Here is a 20476-nt window from a genome sequence, read left to right on the forward strand (position 1 = left end):
AAGCAGTGACTCGTACATTGCATTCCTGGGAATGGATCTACGAGTCAGTGATTCAGGACAGAAGAATGGACGCCGCCGCCTGACGAAAAGAGGCTGCTCGGAGATCAGGCGTCTATTGCACAACGCCGCCATGGCAGCGAGCCGATCAGCTGCTTGGAAAGACGTCTACGAACAGTATCGGAAAGCGGGTAAAGCAACGACACAGGCGCTGGTAATCCTGGCTAGAAAGCTTGCACGAGTGGCATTCGCCCTGATGAAAAACCAGGACGAATATGTCACCAAAGGCGGAAAACTGGCTTGCTGCAAACCATAGAATCTCCCACGAAGCCCCCTGGGGTCATCGTGTGGAGCAGGCCTGCCAGGCAATGCCTTGAAACAACCATTCATCCCTCTCGGTTGAAATCCTTCCCCCCTCCCCCCATATGAGTCTGCATCAGGCATTTTCGCCCCGCTGCGTGGAGACTCTCCCTTGACTACCATCGTTTCTGTCCGCCGTAACGGCAAAGTCGTCATGGGCGGCGACGGCCAGGTTTCCCTCGGCAACACCGTGATGAAAGGCAACGCCAAGAAAGTGCGTCGCCTGTACAACGGCCAGGTCATCGCCGGTTTTGCCGGTGCCACCGCCGATGCCTTCACCCTGTTCGAGCGCTTCGAAGCCCAGCTGCAGAAACACTCCGGCCACCTGGTGCGTGCCGCCGTCGAGCTGGCAAAGGAATGGCGTACCGACCGCTCGCTGAGCCGCCTGGAAGCGATGCTGGCCGTGGCCAACAAGGATGCATCCCTGATCATCACCGGCAACGGCGACGTGGTCGAACCCGAGGACGGGCTGATCGCCATGGGTTCCGGCGGTGGCTATGCCCAGGCCGCGGCCCGCGCCCTGCTGAACAAGACCGACCTGTCGGCCCGCGAGATCACCGAGGCCGCCCTGAACATCGCCGGCGACATCTGCGTGTTCACCAACCACAACCTGACCATCGAGGAGCAGGACCTGGCCGAGTGAATCAGTTGTTTTGGCGTCCCGCTCGCAGCGGGACTTTTCCACACTGATCACTGTGCTTGAGGACCCCATACATCATGTCCATGACCCCACGCGAAATCGTCCACGAACTCAACCGCCACATCATCGGCCAGGACGACGCCAAGCGCGCTGTCGCCATTGCCCTGCGCAACCGCTGGCGGCGCATGCAGCTACCCGCCGAGCTGCGTGCCGAAGTCACCCCCAAGAACATCCTGATGATCGGCCCCACCGGCGTGGGCAAGACCGAAATCGCCCGCCGCCTGGCCAAGCTGGCCAATGCGCCGTTCATCAAGGTCGAGGCGACCAAGTTCACCGAGGTTGGCTACGTTGGCCGTGACGTCGAGTCGATCATCCGCGACCTGGCCGACGCCGCGCTGAAGATGCTGCGCGAGCAGGAGATCGTCCGCGTGCGCCACCGCGCCGAGGACGCCGCCGAGGACCGCATCCTCGATGCCCTGCTGCCGCAGGCGCGGGTCAGCAGCTTCAGCGAGGAAGCCCAGCAGAGCAGCAGCGACTCCAACACCCGCCAGCTGTTCCGCAAGCGCCTGCGCGAAGGCCAGCTGGACGACAAGGAAATCGAGATCGAAGTCGCCGAGAACATGGGCGTCGAGATCGCCGCGCCGCCCGGCATGGAGGAGATGACCAACCAGCTGCAGAGCCTGTTCGCCAACATGGGCAAGGGCAAGCGCAAGGCGCGCAAGCTCAAGGTCAAGGACGCGCTGAAGATGGTCCGCGACGAAGAAGCCGGCCGCCTGGTCAATGAGGAAGAGCTCAAGGCCAAGGCCCTGGAAGCGGTCGAGCAGCACGGTATCGTGTTCATCGACGAAATCGACAAGGTTGCCAAGCGTGGTAACGTTGGCGGCGCCGATGTCTCCCGTGAAGGCGTGCAGCGCGACCTGCTGCCGCTGATCGAAGGCTGCACCGTCAACACCAAGCTGGGCATGGTCAAGACAGACCACATCCTGTTCATCGCCTCCGGCGCGTTCCACCTGAGCAAGCCGAGCGACCTGGTGCCCGAGCTGCAAGGCCGCCTGCCGATCCGTGTCGAGCTCAAGGCGCTGACCCCGGAAGACTTCGAGCGCATCCTCAAGGAGCCGCACGCCTCGCTGACCGAGCAGTACAGCGCCCTGCTCAAGACCGAGGGCCTGAACATCGAGTTCGCCGACGAGGGCCTCAAGCGCCTGGCCGAGATCGCCTACCAGGTCAACGAGAAGACCGAGAACATCGGTGCCCGCCGCCTGCACACCCTGCTCGAGCGCCTGCTCGAAGAGGTGTCGTTCAGCGCCGGCGACCTGGCCAGCGCTCACGACGAGACGCCGATCCACATCGACGCCGCCTACGTCAACAGCCACCTGGGTGAGCTGGCGCAGAACGAAGACCTGTCGCGTTACATCCTGTAAGACCTCAGGGGGGCCGCCTTGCGGCCCCCTTGCACAATGCCTGGAATCACTCGAAGCTTGCAGCTTGAAGCCAAAGAGAGAGTCACCCATGGCCCGCCTACCCACCGCGATCAATCTGCACAAAGCCTCCAAGACCCTCACCCTCACCTACGCCCCCGGCGAGGTCTACCACCTGCCCGCCGAGTTCCTGCGCGTGCACTCGCCTTCCGCCGAAGTCCAGGGCCACGGCAATCCCATCCTGCAATTCGGCAAGATCAACGTCGGCCTCAGCGGCCTGGAACCGGCCGGTCAATATGCACTGAAACTGACCTTCGACGACGGCCATGACTCAGGATTGTTCACCTGGGAATACCTCGAGCAGCTGTGCCTGCGCCAGGAGCAGCTATGGGCCGACTACCTCGACGAATTGCACAAAGCGGGCAAATCCCGCGACCCGTCCGAATCGGTGGTGAAATTGATGCTCTAGCTCAAGCCCCGCAAGCTTTAGAGCGCATTTTCTAATCTCATCTGCTTGAATGCCTGGATGACTGCCAAAGATTGGCTGTCTTGCGCATTACACGAAAGTCGGGTAACCAATGGAGCTGGCAAGTTCCCTGCATCGCCTCCGGGCAGGCAGGGCCAGGCCGGTATGTAGAGGTCGCGAGCGAAAGCAGGTTGTCTTCACACGCAGAAACCCCAGCAGCTCATCATCGGCACGCATCCGGTCGCAGCACCGCTGTTCCTTATCACTGGTCACCCGAGTAGCAGTACCGGGCTGTCACAGCACACCGGTACTCGTCTCAGGACAACGGAGCGTCGTAGATGAGTAACAAGAACAACGATGAGTTGCAGCGGCAGGCCTCGGAAAACACCCTGGGGCTGAACCCGGTCATCGGCATTCGCCGCAAGGATCTACTGACATCGGCGCGCACGGTATTGCGCCAGGCCATGCGCCAGCCCTTGCACAGCGCCAAGCACGTGGCGCACTTTGGCCTGGAGCTGAAGAACGTCCTGCTGGGCAAGTCGGCGCTGCAACCGGAAGGCGACGACCGTCGCTTCAGCGACCCGGCGTGGAGCAAGAACCCCCTTTATCGCCGCTACCTGCAGACCTATCTGGCCTGGCGCAAGGAACTCAACGACTGGATCAGCGAGAGCGACCTGTCGCCGCAGGACATCAGCCGCGGGCAGTTCGTCATCAACCTGGTGACCGAGGCCATGGCCCCCACCAACACCCTCTCCAACCCGGCCGCGGTCAAGCGCTTCTTCGAGACCGGCGGCAAGAGCCTGCTCGACGGCTTGTCCAACCTGGCCAAGGACATCGTCAACAACGGCGGCATGCCCAGCCAGGTGAACATGGAAGCCTTCGAGGTCGGCAAGAACCTCGGCACCAGCGAAGGCGCGGTGGTGTACCGCAACGATGTGCTGGAGCTGATCCAGTACAGCCCCATCACCGAGCAGGTGCACAGCCGCCCGCTGCTGGTAGTGCCGCCGCAGATCAACAAGTTCTACGTCTTCGACCTGAGCCCGGAAAAGAGCCTGGCGCGCTTCTGCCTGCGCTCACAGCAACAGACTTTCATCGTCAGCTGGCGCAACCCGACCAAGGCCCAGCGCGAGTGGGGCCTGTCCACCTACATCGACGCACTCAAGGAAGCCGTCGACGCGGTACTGGCAATCACCGGCAGCAAGGACCTGAACATGCTCGGTGCCTGCTCCGGGGGTATCACTTGCACGGCGCTGGTGGGCCACTACGCCGCCCTCGGCGAGAAAAAGGTCAATGCCCTGACCCTGCTGGTAAGCGTGCTCGACACCACCGTCGACACCCAGGTGGCATTGTTCGTCGACGAGCAGACCCTGGAGGCGGCCAAGCGTCACTCCTATCAGTCCGGTGTGCTCGAAGGTAGCGACATGGCCAAGGTGTTCGCCTGGATGCGCCCCAATGACCTGATCTGGAACTACTGGGTCAACAACTACTTGCTCGGCAACGAGCCGCCAGTGTTCGACATTCTGTTCTGGAATAACGACACCACCCGATTGCCGGCCGCCTTCCACGGCGACCTGATCGAAATGTTCAAGAACAACCCGCTGACCCGCTCCAATGCCCTCGAGGTGTGCGGCACCGCCATCGACCTGAAACAGGTCGACTGCGACATCTACAGCGTTGCCGGAACCGCCGACCACATCACGCCCTGGCAGTCGTGCTACCGCTCGGCCCACCTGTTCGGCGGCAAGATCGAGTTCGTGCTGTCCAACAGTGGCCATATCCAGAGCATTCTCAACCCACCGGGCAACCCCAAGGCGCGCTTCATGACCGGCGAGGATCGCCCGGACGACCCGGTGGCCTGGCAGGAGAACGCGGTCAAGCACGCCGACTCCTGGTGGCTGCACTGGCAGGCCTGGCTGGGTGAGCGCGCCGGCGAACTCAAGAAGGCACCTACACGCCTGGGTAACCGCGCCTATACCGCAGGCGAGGCCGCACCGGGAACATACGTGCACGAGCGTTGAGCCGAACCGCCGTGGTGCGCCTGTGGCGCAGCGCGGCGCTACTTTCACCACAGAGTCACGCGCATGCCGCAACCGTATATCTTCAGGACCGTCGAGCTGGACGACCAGTCCATCCGCACTGCGGTCCGCCCGGGCAAGCCTCACCTGACGCCGCTGCTGATCTTCAACGGCATCGGCGCCAACCTCGAGCTGGTGTTTCCATTCATCGAGGCCCTGGACCCGGACCTGGAGGTCATCGCCTTCGACGTGCCCGGGGTGGGCGGCTCGTCCACGCCCCGTCACCCCTACCGTTTTCCCGGCTTGGCCAAGCTGACCGCGCGCATGCTCGATTACCTGGATTACGGCCAGGTCAACGTCATCGGCGTGTCCTGGGGCGGCGCCCTGGCCCAGCAGTTCGCCCACGACTACCCCGAACGCTGCAAGAAACTGGTGCTGGCCGCCACCGCCGCCGGCGCGGTGATGGTACCGGGCAAGCCCAAGGTGTTGTGGATGATGGCCAGCCCACGGCGCTACGTGCAGCCCTCCCATGTCATCCGCATCGCGCCGCTGATCTATGGCGGCGGCTTTCGCCGGGATCCGGACCTGGCCATGCACCATGCCTCGAAGGTTCGTTCGGGCGGCAAGCTGGGCTACTACTGGCAGCTGTTCGCCGGGCTCGGCTGGACCAGCATCCACTGGCTGCACAAGATCCACCAGCCCACCCTGGTGCTGGCCGGCGACGACGATCCGCTGATCCCGCTGATCAACATGCGCCTGCTGGCCTGGCGGATTCCCAATGCCCAGCTACACATAATCGATGATGGCCACCTGTTCCTGATCACCCGGGCCGAGGCCGTCGCCCCGATCATCATGAAATTCCTCGAGCAAGAACGCCAACGTGCGGTCATGCACCCTCGGCCAGCGGCACGGGGGTAGGAAGGCTTTTTATTGCGTCAGCACGGGCCTTTGCGGGCACTCCCAGGCAGGTGATGCGAGCCTGCAGGAGTTGCTTTACCCGCACCAAGGCCAACGCGGAAATGGATCTGACGAAGGAGTGTTGGCATGAAGGACAAACCGGCCAGAGGATCGACACCGGTCCCCGCCACGAGCATGAACGTGCAGAACGCCATCACCGGACTGCGCGGTCGCGACCTGTTCTCGACCCTGCGCCAGGTCAGCCGGATCGGCCTGCGCAATCCGCTACACACCGCGCATCACCTGCTGACCCTCGGCGGCCAGCTGGGACGCGTGCTGATCGGCGACAGCCCCTACCAGCCCCACCCACGGGACACCCGCTTCAGCGACCCGACCTGGAGCCAGAACCCGTTCTACCGCCGCGGCCTGCAGGCCTACCTTGCCTGGCAGAAGCAGACGCGCCTGTGGATCGAGGAAAGCAGCCTGGCCGACGACGATCGGGCCCGGGCGCAGTTCCTGTTCAACCTGGTCAGCGACGCCTTCGCCCCTAGCAACTCGCTGCTCAACCCGCTAGCGGTCAAGGAACTGTTCAACACCGGCGGCCTGAGCCTTCTGCGCGGTGTCAGCCACATGCTCGACGACCTGCGCCACAACGACGGCCTGCCACGGCAGGTGGACGAACGGGCCTTCGAGGTTGGCGGCAACCTGGCCGCCACACCGGGCGCAGTGGTGTTTCGCAACGAGCTGCTGGAGCTGATCCAGTACAAGCCCATGAGCGAGAAACAGTACGCCCGACCTCTGTTGGTGGTGCCACCACAGATCAACAAGTTCTATATCTTCGACCTGGGCCCGACCAACAGCTTCGTCCAGTACATGCTCAAGCAGGGCCTGCAGGTATTCATGGTCAGCTGGCGCAACCCCGACCCACGCCACCGCGAGTGGGGCCTGTCCAGCTATGTACAGGCCCTGGAGGAGGCGCTCAACGCTTGTCGAAGCATCAGCGGCAGCCGCGACCCCAACCTGATGGGCGCCTGTGCCGGCGGCCTGACCATGGCCGCGCTGCAGGGCCACCTGCAGGCGAAGAAGCAGCTGCGCAAGGTGCGCAGTGCCACCTACCTGGTGAGCCTGCTCGACAGCCAGTTCGACAGCCCCGCCAGCCTGTTCGCCGACGAGCAGACCATCGAGGCGGCCAAGCGCCGCTCCTACCAGCGCGGCGTGCTGGACGGCGGCGAGGTGGCACGGATCTTCGCCTGGATGCGCCCCAACGACCTGATCTGGAACTACTGGGTCAACAACTACCTGATGGGCAAGACGCCGCCGGCCTTCGACATCCTCTACTGGAACGCCGACAGCACGCGCCTGCCGGCCGCGCTGCACGGCGACCTGCTGGATTTCTTCAAGCTCAACCCGCTGACCTTCCCCGAAGGCCTGGAGGTGTGCGGCACTCCGATCGACCTCTCGCAGGTCGGACTGGACAGCTTCACCGTGGCCGGCAGCAACGACCACATCACCCCTTGGGACGCGGTGTACCGCTCGGCCCTGCTGCTCGGCGGCGAGCGGCGCTTCATCCTGGCCAACAGCGGCCATATCCAGAGCATCATCAACCCGCCCGGCAACCCCAAGGCCTACTACCTGGAAAACCCCAAGCTCTCCAGCGACCCGCGGGCCTGGTTCCACGACGCCCAGCGCCGAGACGGCAGCTGGTGGCCCCTGTGGCTGGAATGGATAGAGCAGCGCTCCGGCACGCCCAGGACGCCACGCGACGAGCTGGGCAACGCCACTTATCCACCGCTGGGCCCCGCGCCCGGCAGCTACGTACTGGCACGCTGACCGGATGAAGACCCGCGACCGAATCCTCGAATGTGCCTTGCAGCTGTTCAACCGCCAGGGCGAACCGAACGTCTCGACCCTGGAGATCGCCAACGAACTGGGGATCAGCCCTGGCAACCTCTACTACCACTTCCACGGCAAGGAGCCGTTGGTGATCGGCCTGTTCGAGCGTTTCGAAGAGCAATTGATGCCACTGCTCGACCCGCCGCTGGACGTACGCCTGGATGCCGAGGACTACTGGCTGTTCCTGCACCTGATCGTCGAACGCATGGCCCAGTACCGTTTCCTGTTCCAGGACCTGTCCAACCTGACCGGGCGCCTGCCCAAGCTGGCGCGGGGCATGCGCAGCCTGATCAACGCCCTCAAGCGCACCTTGGCCGCGCTGCTGGCCAGTCTCAAGGGCCAAGGCCAGGTGACCAGCGAGACCCAGGCACTGGGGCAATTGGTGGAACAGATCACCCTGACCCTGATGTGCTCGCTTGATTATCAGCGCGTGCTTGGCCGCGAGGGCGATGTCGGCGTGGTGGTGTACCAGGTGATGATGCTGGTAGCGCCGCACCTGCAGCCCCCGGCGCGGATCGCGGCGGAGCAACTGGCAATGCGTTATCTGGAAGGCTGAAGCACTCGCGGGGCAAGTTCGCCCCACGAGTGCTTGGCTTCGTGAGAGCGGGCTTGCCCCGCGATCCGTGCGACGCGATGTCAGGCCTGGGAGCCTGTGCTCACCGGTGCCGACGGCGTGTTGCCAGCCGGCGCCGCGCTCGGTGCCGGGGCAGCGGTGGCAGCAGGCGCCGGTGCAGCCGGCTTGGCGGCGACAGGCTTGGCTGGCGTCGCTTTCTTCACGGCCGGCTTCTTCGCCGCAGCAGGTTTTGCTGCAGGTCTTGCCGCAACAGGCTTGACCCCGGCCTTGGCAGCCGGCTTCGCGGCGGCGGTTTTCGCCGCAGGTTTCGCCGCAGGTTTCGCCGCAGGTTTTGCTGCAGCGGTCTTGGCTGCTGGCTTGGCTGCTGCCTTGGCCAACGGTTTGGCGGCCGTCTTGCTGGCGCTGGTCTTGGAAATTGGGGTGACCGAGGCACCGGTCAGTTTCTCGATCTGCTTGGTCAGCGAATCGACCTGCTGGTGCAGGGCCTTGATCTCATTGCGGCTGGGCACGCCCAGGCGCGAGATGGCGCTGTTCAGGCGCTTGTCGAAGGCTTCCTCCAGCTCGCTCCACTTGCCCAGCGCACGATCCTTCACGCCCGACACTCGCGAATTGGTCGACGACTTGGCGCTTTCAGCCACGTCTTCGGCAGTTTTCTTCGCCTGCTTCTCGGCCTTCTCGCCGTCTTTCACCAGCGAATCGAACAGCTTCGGACCGTCCTGGTCGACCTTGGAGTAGATACCCAGGCCAGCCAACCAGATCTTGCGGGAGTACTTCTCGATTCCGCCGATCCAGGAGCTGCCTTCTTTCTCGGTGTTCTTCTTGCCAGCCATCCTGCTCTCCTTATGGTTTGTGCGCGACGCGCTCGAGCAGCTCGTGCAGCTGTTCAAGCTTGATGGACAACGCCTCAACGTCATGTTTAGACGGAATGCCGAGGCGATTCAAGGCGCGACCGACACGGGCGTCGAAGGCGCGTTCGATTTTGTCCAGCTGCGCCTCGACCCGGCCGGGCACGCGGGTGACTTCCTGGGTGGCTTCGTCGATCTGGGTATTGGCGGCTTCGACAGCCTTGTCGAGGCGTTTCTTGCCGCGCTTCTCGACGCCTTCGCCGGCTTTTACCAACTCCTTGAAGTAGTCGGAGCCTTCCTGGCCGACACGGGCGTAGGCACCGATGCCCGCCAGCCAGATCTTGCGGGCGTAGCCGCGCACCTCGCCCAGCGTGCTGCCTTGGGCGTCGTCTTTCTGCTTGAGATTCACTTTGGCCATGCTCTGCACCTCATGCTCATTTAAGGGAGGGAGGAACTGCCCGGGGTGGTAGGGCTTGAGCGTGAAGGTAGGCGGAAAAATTAGAATCCTCACCCTAAGGTGGAGTCATGCAGCGTTTGCGTTTACGTGGGCTTGCCCCGCGATAGCGCCAGCCCGGGCAATCGCTATCGCGGGGCAAGCCCGCTCCCACGATAGCTGCTCCCACAAGGCCTGCTCCCACAAACAGCAAGGAACCCGTGACCTCAGGCCAGCGCCTTGTCCAGGGCCCGCTCGATCTCGCCCTTGATGGTGCCGCTCATCATCGACAGCATCATGCCCAGCTTGAGCTCGACGCGGATGGTGTCCTCACCGATATGCACACTGCCGTTGGCGCCGCTGCGTTTCACATCGACGCGATCACCGTTCCAGCTGGCCTTGAGGTCGTATTCGCGGGTCAGCTTGTCCACCAGCGCCTCGGCCTTGGCGCGAGCGGCTTCACGGCCGAGGGTGTGTTTGCGTTCGACGCTGATCTGGGTCATGCGGGTGATCCTGGATATGAATACATAATCGCCATTATGCCCGCCCCCTTTGCATGACACACCCCGCCAAGACAAATCCGCCCGTAGCCCCTAGAATGGCCGTAATTTTTTTCTGGTGAAGCGATATGACCGACCAGCGCAAAGGCGACCACGCCGAACCCACCACCCACTTCGGCTACCAGGACGTTCCCGAGAGCCAGAAGGCGAAGAAAGTCGCCGAGGTGTTCCACTCGGTGGCCGCCAAGTACGACCTGATGAACGACGTGCTGTCCGGCGGCATGCACCGCCTGTGGAAGCGCTTCACCATCGAGCTGTCCGGGGTGCGCAGCGGCAACCGCGTGCTGGACATCGCCGGTGGCACGGGCGACCTGGCCGCCAAGTTCTCGCGCCTGGTCGGCCCGACCGGGCAGGTGGTGCTGGCCGACATCAACGAATCAATGCTCAAGGTGGGCCGCGACCGCCTGCTCGACCGCGGCGTGTCGGGCAATATCGAGTTCGTCCAGGCCGACGCTGAAAAGCTGCCGTTCCCGGACAACCACTTCGACTGCGTGACCATCGCCTTCGGCCTGCGCAACGTGACGCACAAGGATGCGGCCATCCGCTCCATGCTGCGCGTGCTCAAGCCCGGTGGCCGCCTGTTGATCCTGGAATTCTCCAAGCCGACCAACAAGCTGATGTCCAAGGCCTACGACGCCTACTCGTTCGCCTTCATGCCGCTGGCCGGCAAGCTCATCACCAACGACTCGGAAAGCTACCGTTACCTGGCCGAATCGATCCGCATGCACCCCGACCAGGAGACGCTCAAGAGCATGATGGTCGAGGCAGGCTTCGACCGCGTCACCTACCACAACATGACCAGCGGTATCGTCGCCGTGCACCGGGGGATCAAGCCCTGATGCTCCTGGCCGGCCTGCTCGCCAGCGTCGAGCACGGGCTCAACCGTGTCCTGCGCCTGGACAGCACCGCCCTCCCGCGCCTGGCGGCGCTGGAAGGCAAGGTGATCGAGATCGACTGCGTGCAGCCGGCCCTGAAGCTGTTCGTGCTGCCCGACGAGGAAGGCCTGATGCTTGCCGCCCACTGGGAAAGCGAGGTCGACTGCACCCTGCGCGCCCCCGCCGGGCGCCTGGCGCAGCTGGCATTGGCCAAAGACAAGACCGCGGTGCTGCACAGCCCCCAGGTCGAGCTGCATGGCGACAGCGCCGTGCTGCTCGACCTGTTCGGCATCCTGCAGGACCTGGAACTGGACTGGGAACACGAACTGCAGCGTTGGCTGGGGCCGGTCCCCACCGCGCTGATCGCCGGCCACCTGCGCTTGCGTGCGCGCTGGACCCGCCAGGGCCTGGCCCGCTTCGGCGAGAATCTCTCCGAGTACCTGGCCGAGGAATCGCGTACCCTGGTCGGCAAACGCGAAGCCGAAGCGGCATTCAGCGAGCTCGATGCGCTGAAAGTCGATATCGAACGCCTCGAGGCACGCCTGCGCCGCCTCGCCCACACTCTTGATACCAGCGATAACGCATGAAGCTGCTCGCCGTCCGCCGTCTGTTGCGCATCCAGCGCGTCGTGATCCGCTACCGCCTCGATGACCTGCTGTTCGAACAACCCCTGCTGCCCTGGTGGCTGGCCAGCCTGCGCCTGCTGATGCCCTGGCGCTGGCTGCCGCGCAAGCCCCTGGAGCTGAGCCGCGGCGCACGCCTGCGCCTGGCGCTGCAGGACCTGGGGCCGATCTTCATCAAGTTCGGCCAGTTGCTCTCCACCCGCCGCGACCTGCTGCCCACCGACATCGCCGACGAGCTGATGCTGCTGCAGGACCGCGTGCCACCGTTCGACCCGCAGCACGCCGTGGCGCTGATCGAAGCACAGCTCGGCGCCAAGGTAAGCGAGGTGTTCAGTCGTTTCGACGTTGAGCCGCTGGCCTCGGCTTCGGTGGCCCAGGTACACGCCGCCCGCCTGAAGAGCGGCGAGGAAGTGGTGGTCAAGGTGGTGCGCCCGGGCCTCAAGCCGGTCATCGCCCAGGACCTGGCCTGGCTGTTCCTGATCGCCAAGGCCGCCGAGCGCGCCTCGGCCGATGCCCGTCGCCTGCACCCGGTGGAAATCGTCGGCGACTACGAAAAGACCATCTACGACGAGCTCGACCTGCTGCGCGAGGCCGCCAACGCCAGCCAGCTGCGGCGCAACTTCGAAGGCTCCGAGCTGATGTACGTGCCCCAGGTCTACTGGGACTTCTGCCGGCCCAAGGTACTGGTGATGGAGCGCATCTACGGCGTGCCGGTCACCGACATGGCGACGCTGGCCGACCAGCGCACCGACATGAAGATGCTGGCCGAACGCGGCGTCGAGGTGTTCTTCACCCAGGTGTTCCGCGACAGCTTCTTCCATGCCGACATGCACCCGGGCAACATCTTCGTCAGCACGGTCAAGCCGTGGAGCCCGCAATACATCGCCATCGACTGCGGTATCGTCGGCAGCCTCACCGCCGAGGACCAGGACTACCTGGCCCGCAACCTGATCGCCTTCTTCAAGCGCGACTACCGCCGCGTGGCCCAGCTGCACATCGATTCGGGCTGGGTACCGGCGCAGACCAAGGTCAACGAATTCGAAGCGGCGATCCGCACGGTGTGCGAGCCGATCTTCGAAAAACCGCTCAAGGATATCTCCTTCGGCCAGGTGCTGATGCGCCTGTTCCAGACGGCCCGGCGCTTCAACATGGAAGTCCAGCCACAACTGGTGCTGCTGCAGAAGACCCTGCTCAATATCGAAGGCCTGGGTCGCCAGCTCTACCCCGACCTGGACCTGTGGAGCACCGCCAAGCCCTTCCTCGAACGCTGGATGCGCGAGCGCATGAGCCCCAAGGCGGTAATCGGCAACCTCTACAGCCAGGCCGAGCAACTGCCGCACCTGGCCGACATGACCCGCGACCTGCTCGAGCGCCTGTCGCAACCGCACCTGCACGACCCGCAACTGCCCGAGCGACGCCGCGCCGGCGACAACTGGGCGCTGCGCCTGCTCGGTGCCGGCCTGCTCGGCGGTGGTGCCACCCTGGCGGCCGGCGCGGTCAGCCTCAGCGCCCCGGCCGCCTGGCCCGCGTGGTTGATGCTGGCAGCGGGCCTGTACCTGATCGTGCGCCGATAGCCAGCCGCGCCGCCGGCTGGCACACTAGCGTACAGGGGCCCGGTACGGGAGCGGGCCCGGTTTGGAGTCGACGATGAAAGACTGGCTGGACGAGATCAAGTGGAACAGCGATGGCCTGGTACCGGCGATCGCCCAGGACCACAAGACCGGGCGCGTGCTGATGATGGCCTGGATGAACCGTGAATCCCTCGCCCTGACCGCAGCCGAGCATCGCGCCATCTACTGGTCGCGCTCGCGGGGCAAGCTGTGGCGCAAGGGCGAAGAGTCGGGCCATGTGCAGAAGCTGCACGAAATGCGCCTGGACTGCGACGCCGACGTGATCATCCTGATGGTCGAGCAACTGGGCCATATCGCCTGCCATACCGGCCGCGAAAGCTGCTTCTATCGCGTGTTCGAAGACGGCCAGTGGAAAATTGTCGATCCGGTCCTCAAGGATCCGGACGCCATCTATAGCGCAGGACATTGACATGAGCGACACGCTAGACCGCCTCGCCGAGGTCCTGGAAGAACGCAAGCACGCGGCGCCCGACAGCAGCTACGTGGCCAGCCTGCATCACAAGGGCTTGAACAAGATCCTCGAGAAGCTCGGCGAAGAGTCCATCGAGACCATCATCGCTGCCAAGGATGCCGCCGTCAGCAAGGATTACAGCGATGTCATCTACGAGACCGCGGACCTGTGGTTTCATAGCCTGGTCATGCTCAGCGCGCTGGGCCAGCATCCGCAGGCAGTGCTCGACGAACTGGAGCGCCGCTTCGGCCTTTCCGGCCATGACGAGAAGGCCGCCCGTCAGCCACAGGCCTGACCGCGCGTATTTACAGGAACGGGCTTGCCCCGCGATAGCGCCGGTTCCGGCTGACATACATTTTTCAGGAGTACGAAATGGGTATTTTTGACTGGAAACACTGGATCGTCCTGCTGGTCGTCGTGGTGCTGGTGTTCGGCACCAAGAAACTGAAGAACTTCGGCAGCGACCTGGGCGAATCGATCAAGGGCTTCCGCAAGGCCATGAACGAAGAAGAAGTCAAGCCGGCCGAGCAGACCCCACCGCCGGCGCAACCTGCTGCGCCGGTGCAGAACACCGCGCAGCAGGCCCAGGGCCACACCATCGAAGGCCAGGCCCAGCCGGTTCAAGAGCCGCAGCGGAAAGACTGACCCATGTTCGGTATCAGTTTCAGCGAGCTGCTGCTCGTCGGCCTGGTCGCCCTGCTGGTGCTCGGCCCCGAGCGCTTGCCGGGGGCCGCACGCACTGCCGGGCTATGGATCGGCCGCCTCAAGCGCAGCTTCAACGCGATCAAGATGGAAGTCGAGCGCGAGATCGGCGCCGACGACATCCGCCGCCAGCTGCACAACGAGCACATCCTGCAGATGGAGCAGGAGGCCAAGCGCATCCTCAATCCGCTGACGCCGCCCACACAGCCGCCGGCAAACGCTGAAACGCCCGCCACGCCTGCCGCCGACGCAGCGCCCGCGCAGCCGGCCGCAGCAACACCCTCCGAACCGCCACAACCGCCGCGAGCCCCATGAGCGAGAATCCGGAAACCGACCAGCCGATGCCGCTGGTCTCGCACCTGACCGAGCTGCGCACCCGCCTGCTGCGCTGCGTCGCCGCCATCTTCCTGATCTTCGCCGGGCTGTTCTCCTTCGCCCAGCAGATCTACACCTTGGTCTCGGCGCCGCTGCGCGAGCACTTGCCGGCCAACGCGACGATGATCGCCACCGACGTGGCCTCGCCGTTCCTGACGCCGTTCAAGTTGACCATGATCGTCTCGCTGTTCCTGGCAATCCCGTTCATCCTCCAGCAGATCTGGGGTTTCATTGCCCCCGGCCTGTACCGCCATGAGAAGCGCATCGCCATCCCGCTGTTGGTGTCGAGCATCTTCCTGTTCTACGCCGGCATGGCCTTCGCCTATTTCCTGGTGTTCCCGCTGATCTTCGGCTTCTTCGCCAGCGCCACGCCCGAAGGCGTGTCGATGATGACCGACATTTCCAGCTACCTCGATTTCGTCATGACTCTGTTCTTCGCCTTCGGGGTCGCTTTCGAGATCCCGGTAGCGGTGGTGCTGCTGGTGTGGATCGGCGTGGTCGACGTGCAGTACCTGAAGAAGATCCGCCCGTACGTGATCATCGGCTGCTTCGTGGTCGGCATGATCCTCACCCCACCGGACATCTTCTCCCAGACCCTCCTGGCCGTGCCCATGTGGATGCTGTTCGAGGTCGGCGTGCTGTGCGGCAGTCTGATCCGCAAGCGCAGCCATGAGCCGGACGAAGCGAACAACGACCACAACGACCAGCCGCCTGCGACCCAACCGTGAATCTGTTGCTCCTCGAAGAGGCCGACTTCGTGTCGGCCGACCGTGTTGTCCTGGCTGATCGCCGCTTCATCCACATGCAGGAGATCCACCGCGTGGCGGTGGGCGACAGCCTGCGCGTGGGCCGCGTAAACGGCTTGATGGGCAAGGCCGAGGTCGTGCGCCTCGAGCATCACGAAGCCGAACTGCAGGTAGCCTTCGACCAGCAGCCACCGGCCAAGCTGCCGCTTACCCTGGTGCTGGCCGTGCCGCGTCCGAAGATGCTGCGCCGGCTGTTACAGACGGTCGCCACCCTGGGCGTGCCGCGGCTGATCCTGGTCAACAGCTACAAGGTCGAGAAGAGCTTCTGGCAGACGCCGTTCCTCCAGCCCGAGACCATCCGCGAAAACCTCATTCTCGGTCTGGAGCAAGCCCGTGACACGGTGCTGCCGGAGGTGATCATCGAGAAGCGCTTCAAGCCCTTCGTCGAAGACCGCCTGCCCGCCATTGCCGCAGACACCCTCGGCCTGGTCGGGCATCCTGGCCCCTACCCCGCTTGCCCACGGGCCGTTGAAGGCCCGGTAACCCTGGCGATCGGCCCGGAGGGCGGCTGGATTCCCTATGAAGTCGAGCTGCTAGGAAAGGCTGGCCTTGAGCCCGTGCAATTAGGGGATAGGATCCTACGCGTGGAGACGGCCGTGACGGCCTTGCTTTCGCGAATTTTCTGACGAAACAGTCAGCTTTTTCTCATCAAGTTTCCCCGCAGTGCGCCGATGCCCTATGCAACAAAACAATAATCCGCACTGCCACGCGCCGGGGAGTCGTCTATGTACCGTTGGTTTGCCCAGTCACTGGGAAATGTAAGCGTCAATCGCAAGTTGGGGATCGGCTTCGGCCTGGTGCTACTGCTCACCCTGGGCATCACCTTCACCGGTTGGCTGGGCATCGACAGCGTCACCAGCCGTGGTGACAAGCTCGGCAATATCTCGGTAATCCACCAGTACACCCAGGACCTGCGCCTCGCCCGCTTGGCCTATGAGCGCAACCGTGATGACGCCTCCGTAGCCGAGCTGGAGAAGGCCCTGGCCAACCTCGAGCGCCAGGTGCAGTTCATGCTCGGGCAGATCGAACTGCCCGCCGACCGCCAGCGCCTGGACCAGCAACAAGGCGCCGTGCGCCAGTACCAGCAAGCCTTCGCCGAGCTCAGGCAGGCCGGCCAGCGTCGCGAGGCCAGCCGGGGCACCCTGGGCGACAGCGCCGACAAGGCTGCCGAACTGATCGGCAAGGTCCAGCAGCGCCTGCTGCAGGGCGGCGATATCCAGCAGTACCAGGAGGCTGTGCAAGTCGCGGCGCTGCTGCAGCAGGCGCGTTTCCAGGTGCGTGGCTACACCTATAGCGGCAAGGCCGAATTCCAGCAGACAGCGCTCACTGCCATCGACCAGGCCCTGACCGTGCTCAAGGCCCTGCCCGCCAGGCTCCCCGCCGAGTTCGCCGCCAGCCTGGACGACGCCGCCAGCGCGCTGGCCGCCTACCGCGACGCGGTGAAGCAGTTCGGCAATGCCCAGGCCGCCAGCGAGCAAGCGTTGACGCGCATGTCCGCACAGGGTCAGGTGCTGCTGGACACCAGCCAGGCAATGACCGTTTCGCAAACCGCCGTACGCGACCAGGGCACCCAACAGGCCAAGACCCTACTGGCCGGTGCCACGGCGCTGGCCTTGCTGCTGGGCGTGCTCGCCGCGTTCGCCATTACCCGGCAGATCATCGTGCCCCTGCGCCAGACCCTCGCCGCCGCCGAACGCGTGGCCGGAGGCGACCTGCGCCAGGATCTCAAGAGCGATCGACGCGACGAACTGGGCCAGTTGCAGGCCAGCATGCAACGCATGACCCAGGGCCTGCGCGAACTGATCGGTGGCATCGGCGACGGCGTGACCCAGATTGCCAGCGCCGCCGAGGAACTGTCAGCGGTCACCGAGCAGACCAGCGCCGGGGTCAACAACCAGAAGGTCGAGACAGACCAGGTCGCCACCGCCATGAACGAGATGGCCGCCACCGTCCAGGAAGTGGCGCGCAACGCCGAACAGGCCTCGGAAGCGGCACTGATGGCCGACCAGCAGGCCCGCGAAGGTGACAAGGTGGTGGGCGAGGCGATCAGCCAGATCGAGCGTCTGGCCAGCGAAGTGGTCAACTCCAGCGAAGCGATGAACCAGCTAAAGGCCGAGAGCGACAAGATCGGCAGTGTGCTCGATGTGATCAAGTCGGTGGCCCAACAGACCAACCTGCTGGCCCTCAACGCCGCCATCGAGGCGGCCCGTGCCGGCGAGGCGGGCCGTGGCTTCGCCGTGGTCGCCGACGAAGTACGCAGCCTGGCCCAGCGCACCCAGCAGTCCACCGAAGAGATCGAAGAGCTGATTGCCAGCCTGCAGAACGGTACCGAGCGCGTGGCCGGTGTCATGGACAGCAGCCGTGCCCTCACCGACAGCAGCGTGGAACTGACGCGCCGCGCCGGCGATTCGCTGGGCACCATCACCCGCACTGTGTCGTCGATCCAGTCGATGAACCAGCAGATCGCCACTGCCGCCGAGCAACAGAGCGCCGTAGCCGAAGAGATCAACCGCAGCGTGATGAACGTGCGCGATATCTCCGACCAGACCTCCGCGGCCAGCGAGGAGACGGCAAGCTCCAGCGTCGAGCTGGCGCGCCTGGGGACTCACCTGCAGGGTCTGGTAGGACGTTTCAGGCTCTAGACTGCGGCTTTCGGGCTGTAGGCATTACCCTTCAGCCCGTAAGGACTTTTCCTACCCTATTTACAGGTCCAGTCCGACGGACTCCCGGCCGATGAGCAAGGGCCATGGCGGCTAAAACCCGCTATGGCCATTTCTCAATTGGACGGAGACCTGCCATGTTCGGATACCTTGACCGTCAGCTCGGCAACCTTGGCGTCGGGCTCAAGCTCGCCCTGGGCTTCACCGTGGTGTTGCTGCTCACCCTGGCCACCACACTCAGCGGCTGGCGCGCCCTTGACGGCGCCATCGAGCGCTCGGAGCAGCTCAGCGACATCGGCCAACTCAACGACTTGACCCGCGACCTGCGGGCCGAGCGCATCACTTACCGGGTGCTTGCCGACGACACCAGCAAGACGCGGATCTCGCGCATCCTCGAACAGTTGCACAACCGCCTGAGCAACCTTCAGCAACGCGCGAGCATCGACCAGTCGCAACAGATGCTGGCGCAGAAGCTGCAACTGCTGCAACGCCTGCAGGATGACTTCGTCACCCTGCAGAGCAGCGTGGACAGTCGTGACAGTTTGCGCGTAGCAATGCAGAAGCAAGCCGGCGTGCTCGAAACCGTGATCGACGAACTGCAGACCCAGGCGCTGCTGAAAATGCCAGGGGATGGCCAACAGGGCAGCCTGGTGGGGTTAATGGATACCTTGGGACGTCATATTGAAAGTGCCAGCCAGCAAAGCCTGGTACCGGCCTATGCATTCTCCCCCCGGGACAGCTTCGCCACGATGGGCGATGCCGCGCTGGAAGCGGCGAATACCAGCCTGGGGCAGTTGCTGCGGGCTACCACACCACTGGACCTGCCGCGTGCCCTGACGCAACGCCCGCAGGTGGAGCTGGACCGCTATCGCGACAACCTGCGGGAGTATCGCGGTGCCGCGCTCAAGGTCGAGCAATTGCAGGATGGCATGGAAAAAATCGGCGATGAGCTGCAAACGGTCAGCGGCGAGCTTAGCGAACGCAAGATCGAACAACGCGACGAAGAGGCGCTGGCCGCGCGCTCGCTGCTGACCAGCGTGGCCGTGCTGGCTCTGCTGGTCGGGGTACTTTCAGCTTGGCTCATCACCCGCCAGATCACCCAACCGCTACGCCAAGTGCTGTCCCAGGCTGCGCGAATCGCCCGAGGCGATCTCAGCCAGGTACAGACGGTGCACCGCCGTGACGAGATGGGCCAGTTGCAAACCAGCATGCGCGAGATGACCTTGAGCCTTCGCGAACTGCTCGGCGGCATCGATCAGGGCGTTGGCCAGCTATCCAAGGCAGCGGCAGAGCTGGCCTGCGCCAGTGTGGATACGCGCGAGCGCATCAGCCAACAGCGCGAAGAGACCGATCAGGTGGCCACGGCCATGAACCAGATGAGCGCCACGGTGCAGGAAGTCGCGCAGAACGCCGAACAGGCCTCGCTGGCGGCAACCACCGCCGATCATCAGGCACAGCTGGGCGACCAGGTGGTGGCCGAAGCCATCGCCCGCATCGAGCAACTGGCAAGCCAGATGGACCACTGTCTCACCGCCATGGGCCACCTGGCCGGTGAAAGCCAGCGCATCGGATCGATTCTAGATGTGATCAAGTCGGTGTCCGAACAGACCAACCTCCTGGCGCTGAACGCAGCCATCGAGGCGGCCCGGGCGGGGGAAGCAGGGCGTGGCTTCGCTGTGGTGGCGGACGAAGTGCGCGGCCTGGCCCAACGCACGCAGCAGTCAACCGAGGAAATCGAGCTGCTGATCGACAGCCTGCATCGAGGTACCGACGAGGTCACCGGCTTGCTCGACGACAGCAAGAGCCTGACCGGGCAGAGTGTCGAGCTCAGCCGCAAGGCGGGTGCCGCGCTGTGGCAGATCACCGAAACGGTATCGAGCATCCAGGGCATGAACCAACAGATCGCCACGGCCAGCGAGCAACAGAGCGTGGTTGCCGAGCAGATCAACCGCAGCGTGATCAATGTGCGCGATGTATCGGATCAGACCAGTGCGGCCAGTGAGCAGACGGCGGCTTCGAGCGGGGAACTGGAGCACTTGGGGCAGCAGTTGCGGGGCATGGTGGGGCGGTTCAGCCTTTAGGCCTTCCGGCCGTGCGTTCAAATCGCCAGCCCCGGGCTTTGGCTTTGGCTTTGGCTTTGGCTTTGGCTTTGGCGATCAGAAGGTTCCCCCCAGCCCACTAGCGACAGCTGCGTCAGCCCAGGCGCCGCCCGTAACTTCGCGACTTCAGGAGGCCGAACGCAGGTCTTGCGGAGG

The 20476-nt window shown here is 64.2% G+C and carries 22 protein-coding genes and 2 pseudogenes; 21 read left to right on the forward strand and 3 right to left on the reverse strand.

Going from position 1 to position 20476, the window contains the following annotated elements; translation table 11 throughout:
- The 8 genes from OH705_RS26310 to OH705_RS26345 all read left to right on the forward strand — a co-directional run.
- The coding region (locus tag OH705_RS26310; RefSeq protein WP_267303349.1) for a transposase at positions 1 to 313 on the forward strand (313 nt) is incomplete at its 5' end.
- Between the two features lie 156 nt (positions 314 to 469).
- Entirely contained in the window at positions 470 to 1000 is a 531-nt protein-coding gene (hslV, locus tag OH705_RS26315; RefSeq protein WP_011536056.1) for an ATP-dependent protease subunit HslV, read from the forward strand.
- Positions 1001 to 1074: 74 nt separating this feature from the next.
- Positions 1075 to 2418, forward strand: a complete 1344-nt coding sequence (gene hslU / locus OH705_RS26320; RefSeq protein ID WP_046853918.1) for an ATP-dependent protease ATPase subunit HslU — start codon at positions 1075 to 1077, stop codon at positions 2416 to 2418.
- An 88-nt stretch (positions 2419 to 2506) separates the two neighbouring features.
- Positions 2507 to 2884, forward strand: coding sequence for a gamma-butyrobetaine hydroxylase-like domain-containing protein (locus tag OH705_RS26325; RefSeq protein ID WP_046853917.1), 378 nt, complete (start codon positions 2507 to 2509; stop codon positions 2882 to 2884).
- Between the two features lie 335 nt (positions 2885 to 3219).
- Positions 3220 to 4899 carry a class II poly(R)-hydroxyalkanoic acid synthase gene (gene phaC / locus OH705_RS26330; protein ID WP_023630549.1) on the forward strand — a complete coding sequence of 560 codons (1680 nt, stop codon included), beginning with the start codon at positions 3220 to 3222 and terminating at the stop codon, positions 4897 to 4899.
- 63 nt (positions 4900 to 4962) lie between these two features.
- Entirely contained in the window at positions 4963 to 5814 is an 852-nt protein-coding gene (phaZ, locus tag OH705_RS26335; protein WP_038706927.1) for a poly(3-hydroxyalkanoate) depolymerase, read from the forward strand.
- Positions 5815 to 5940: 126 nt separating this feature from the next.
- Positions 5941 to 7623 (forward strand): class II poly(R)-hydroxyalkanoic acid synthase, encoded by a 1683-nt coding sequence (gene phaC, locus OH705_RS26340; protein ID WP_038706928.1) that lies wholly within the window; start codon positions 5941 to 5943, stop codon positions 7621 to 7623.
- Positions 7624 to 7627: 4 nt separating this feature from the next.
- Complete coding sequence (locus tag OH705_RS26345; RefSeq protein ID WP_267303350.1) at positions 7628 to 8242, forward strand: TetR/AcrR family transcriptional regulator; 615 nt, start codon at positions 7628 to 7630, stop codon at positions 8240 to 8242.
- A gap of 80 nt (positions 8243 to 8322) precedes the next feature.
- On the opposite strand, the gene OH705_RS26350 is transcribed toward OH705_RS26345, so the two are convergent.
- From OH705_RS26350 to OH705_RS26360, 3 genes are all read right to left on the reverse strand, one after another.
- Positions 8323 to 9090, reverse strand: a complete 768-nt coding sequence (locus tag OH705_RS26350; RefSeq protein ID WP_267303351.1) for a phasin family protein — start codon at positions 9088 to 9090, stop codon at positions 8323 to 8325.
- A gap of 10 nt (positions 9091 to 9100) precedes the next feature.
- Entirely contained in the window at positions 9101 to 9523 is a 423-nt protein-coding gene (locus tag OH705_RS26355) for a phasin family protein (RefSeq protein ID WP_023632554.1), read from the reverse strand.
- A gap of 242 nt (positions 9524 to 9765) precedes the next feature.
- Positions 9766 to 10041 carry a polyhydroxyalkanoic acid system family protein gene (locus tag OH705_RS26360; protein WP_023632555.1) on the reverse strand — a complete coding sequence of 92 codons (276 nt, stop codon included), beginning with the start codon at positions 10039 to 10041 and terminating at the stop codon, positions 9766 to 9768.
- Between the two features lie 125 nt (positions 10042 to 10166).
- Here OH705_RS26360 and ubiE point away from each other — a divergent pair, with 125 nt between their 5' ends.
- From ubiE to OH705_RS29445, 13 genes and pseudogenes are all read left to right on the forward strand, one after another.
- A complete protein-coding gene (gene ubiE, locus OH705_RS26365; RefSeq protein WP_023632556.1) occupies positions 10167 to 10937 on the forward strand; it encodes a bifunctional demethylmenaquinone methyltransferase/2-methoxy-6-polyprenyl-1,4-benzoquinol methylase UbiE in 771 nt (256 codons plus the stop codon).
- On the forward strand, positions 10937 to 11560 hold the full coding sequence (locus OH705_RS26370) for a ubiquinone biosynthesis accessory factor UbiJ (protein WP_038706930.1): 624 nt from the start codon (positions 10937 to 10939) through the stop codon (positions 11558 to 11560). Before ubiE ends, OH705_RS26370 begins: the two co-directional genes overlap by 1 nt.
- Entirely contained in the window at positions 11557 to 13170 is a 1614-nt protein-coding gene (ubiB, locus tag OH705_RS26375; RefSeq protein ID WP_104444795.1) for a ubiquinone biosynthesis regulatory protein kinase UbiB, read from the forward strand. The genes OH705_RS26370 and ubiB overlap by 4 nt, the downstream gene beginning before the upstream one ends.
- Positions 13171 to 13243: 73 nt before the next feature.
- Positions 13244 to 13636, forward strand: a complete 393-nt coding sequence (hisI, locus tag OH705_RS26380) for a phosphoribosyl-AMP cyclohydrolase (RefSeq protein WP_023632585.1) — start codon at positions 13244 to 13246, stop codon at positions 13634 to 13636.
- Position 13637: 1 nt separating this feature from the next.
- A complete protein-coding gene (locus tag OH705_RS26385; RefSeq protein ID WP_023632586.1) occupies positions 13638 to 13973 on the forward strand; it encodes a phosphoribosyl-ATP diphosphatase in 336 nt (111 codons plus the stop codon).
- 77 nt (positions 13974 to 14050) lie between these two features.
- The gene (locus OH705_RS26390; protein ID WP_038706932.1) at positions 14051 to 14323 is read left to right on the forward strand and encodes a twin-arginine translocase TatA/TatE family subunit; all 273 of its coding nucleotides are present in this window, start codon (positions 14051 to 14053) and stop codon (positions 14321 to 14323) included.
- 3 nt (positions 14324 to 14326) lie between these two features.
- Positions 14327 to 14695, forward strand: coding sequence for a Sec-independent protein translocase protein TatB (tatB, locus tag OH705_RS26395; protein ID WP_023632587.1), 369 nt, complete (start codon positions 14327 to 14329; stop codon positions 14693 to 14695).
- Entirely contained in the window at positions 14692 to 15483 is a 792-nt protein-coding gene (gene tatC, locus OH705_RS26400; RefSeq protein ID WP_094012335.1) for a twin-arginine translocase subunit TatC, read from the forward strand. Before tatB ends, tatC begins: the two co-directional genes overlap by 4 nt.
- Positions 15480 to 16187 (forward strand): 16S rRNA (uracil(1498)-N(3))-methyltransferase, encoded by a 708-nt coding sequence (locus tag OH705_RS26405; protein WP_104444793.1) that lies wholly within the window; start codon positions 15480 to 15482, stop codon positions 16185 to 16187. Before tatC ends, OH705_RS26405 begins: the two co-directional genes overlap by 4 nt.
- Before the next feature lie 99 nt (positions 16188 to 16286).
- Positions 16287 to 17300, forward strand: a pseudogene (locus tag OH705_RS29430) (methyl-accepting chemotaxis protein); the annotation flags it as partial.
- Positions 17301 to 17498: 198 nt separating this feature from the next.
- On the forward strand, positions 17499 to 18203 hold the full coding sequence (locus OH705_RS29435; protein WP_408980304.1) for a methyl-accepting chemotaxis protein: 705 nt from the start codon (positions 17499 to 17501) through the stop codon (positions 18201 to 18203).
- Positions 18204 to 18358: 155 nt separating this feature from the next.
- Positions 18359 to 19399: pseudogene (locus OH705_RS29440) on the forward strand (methyl-accepting chemotaxis protein); the annotation flags it as partial.
- A gap of 198 nt (positions 19400 to 19597) precedes the next feature.
- Positions 19598 to 20302, forward strand: a complete 705-nt coding sequence (locus OH705_RS29445) for a methyl-accepting chemotaxis protein (protein ID WP_416383595.1) — start codon at positions 19598 to 19600, stop codon at positions 20300 to 20302.
- Positions 20303 to 20476: the final 174 nt, after the last annotated feature.

This window comes from Pseudomonas sp. BJa3, from assembly GCF_026343815.1.
Classification (GTDB): Bacteria; Pseudomonadota; Gammaproteobacteria; order Pseudomonadales; family Pseudomonadaceae; genus Aquipseudomonas; species Aquipseudomonas soli.

Coding starts and splice junctions, on each gene's coding strand:
- OH705_RS26390 (WP_038706932.1), top strand. CDS start 14,051: ATGGGTATTTTTGACTGGAAACACTGGATCGTCCTGCTGGTCGTCGTG.
- hslU (WP_046853918.1), top strand. CDS start 1,075: ATGTCCATGACCCCACGCGAAATCGTCCACGAACTCAACCGCCACATC.
- tatC (WP_094012335.1), top strand. CDS start 14,692: ATGAGCGAGAATCCGGAAACCGACCAGCCGATGCCGCTGGTCTCGCAC.
- OH705_RS26360 (WP_023632555.1), bottom strand. CDS start 10,041: ATGACCCAGATCAGCGTCGAACGCAAACACACCCTCGGCCGTGAAGCC.
- OH705_RS26325 (WP_046853917.1), top strand. CDS start 2,507: ATGGCCCGCCTACCCACCGCGATCAATCTGCACAAAGCCTCCAAGACC.
- OH705_RS26355 (WP_023632554.1), bottom strand. CDS start 9,523: ATGGCCAAAGTGAATCTCAAGCAGAAAGACGACGCCCAAGGCAGCACG.
- OH705_RS26370 (WP_038706930.1), top strand. CDS start 10,937: ATGCTCCTGGCCGGCCTGCTCGCCAGCGTCGAGCACGGGCTCAACCGT.
- tatB (WP_023632587.1), top strand. CDS start 14,327: ATGTTCGGTATCAGTTTCAGCGAGCTGCTGCTCGTCGGCCTGGTCGCC.
- OH705_RS26385 (WP_023632586.1), top strand. CDS start 13,638: ATGAGCGACACGCTAGACCGCCTCGCCGAGGTCCTGGAAGAACGCAAG.
- hisI (WP_023632585.1), top strand. CDS start 13,244: ATGAAAGACTGGCTGGACGAGATCAAGTGGAACAGCGATGGCCTGGTA.
- phaC (WP_038706928.1), top strand. CDS start 5,941: ATGAAGGACAAACCGGCCAGAGGATCGACACCGGTCCCCGCCACGAGC.
- OH705_RS26345 (WP_267303350.1), top strand. CDS start 7,628: ATGAAGACCCGCGACCGAATCCTCGAATGTGCCTTGCAGCTGTTCAAC.
- phaC (WP_023630549.1), top strand. CDS start 3,220: ATGAGTAACAAGAACAACGATGAGTTGCAGCGGCAGGCCTCGGAAAAC.
- ubiE (WP_023632556.1), top strand. CDS start 10,167: ATGACCGACCAGCGCAAAGGCGACCACGCCGAACCCACCACCCACTTC.
- phaZ (WP_038706927.1), top strand. CDS start 4,963: ATGCCGCAACCGTATATCTTCAGGACCGTCGAGCTGGACGACCAGTCC.
- OH705_RS26350 (WP_267303351.1), bottom strand. CDS start 9,090: ATGGCTGGCAAGAAGAACACCGAGAAAGAAGGCAGCTCCTGGATCGGC.
- ubiB (WP_104444795.1), top strand. CDS start 11,557: ATGAAGCTGCTCGCCGTCCGCCGTCTGTTGCGCATCCAGCGCGTCGTG.
- OH705_RS29435 (WP_408980304.1), top strand. CDS start 17,499: ATGGCCGCCACCGTCCAGGAAGTGGCGCGCAACGCCGAACAGGCCTCG.
- OH705_RS29445 (WP_416383595.1), top strand. CDS start 19,598: ATGAGCGCCACGGTGCAGGAAGTCGCGCAGAACGCCGAACAGGCCTCG.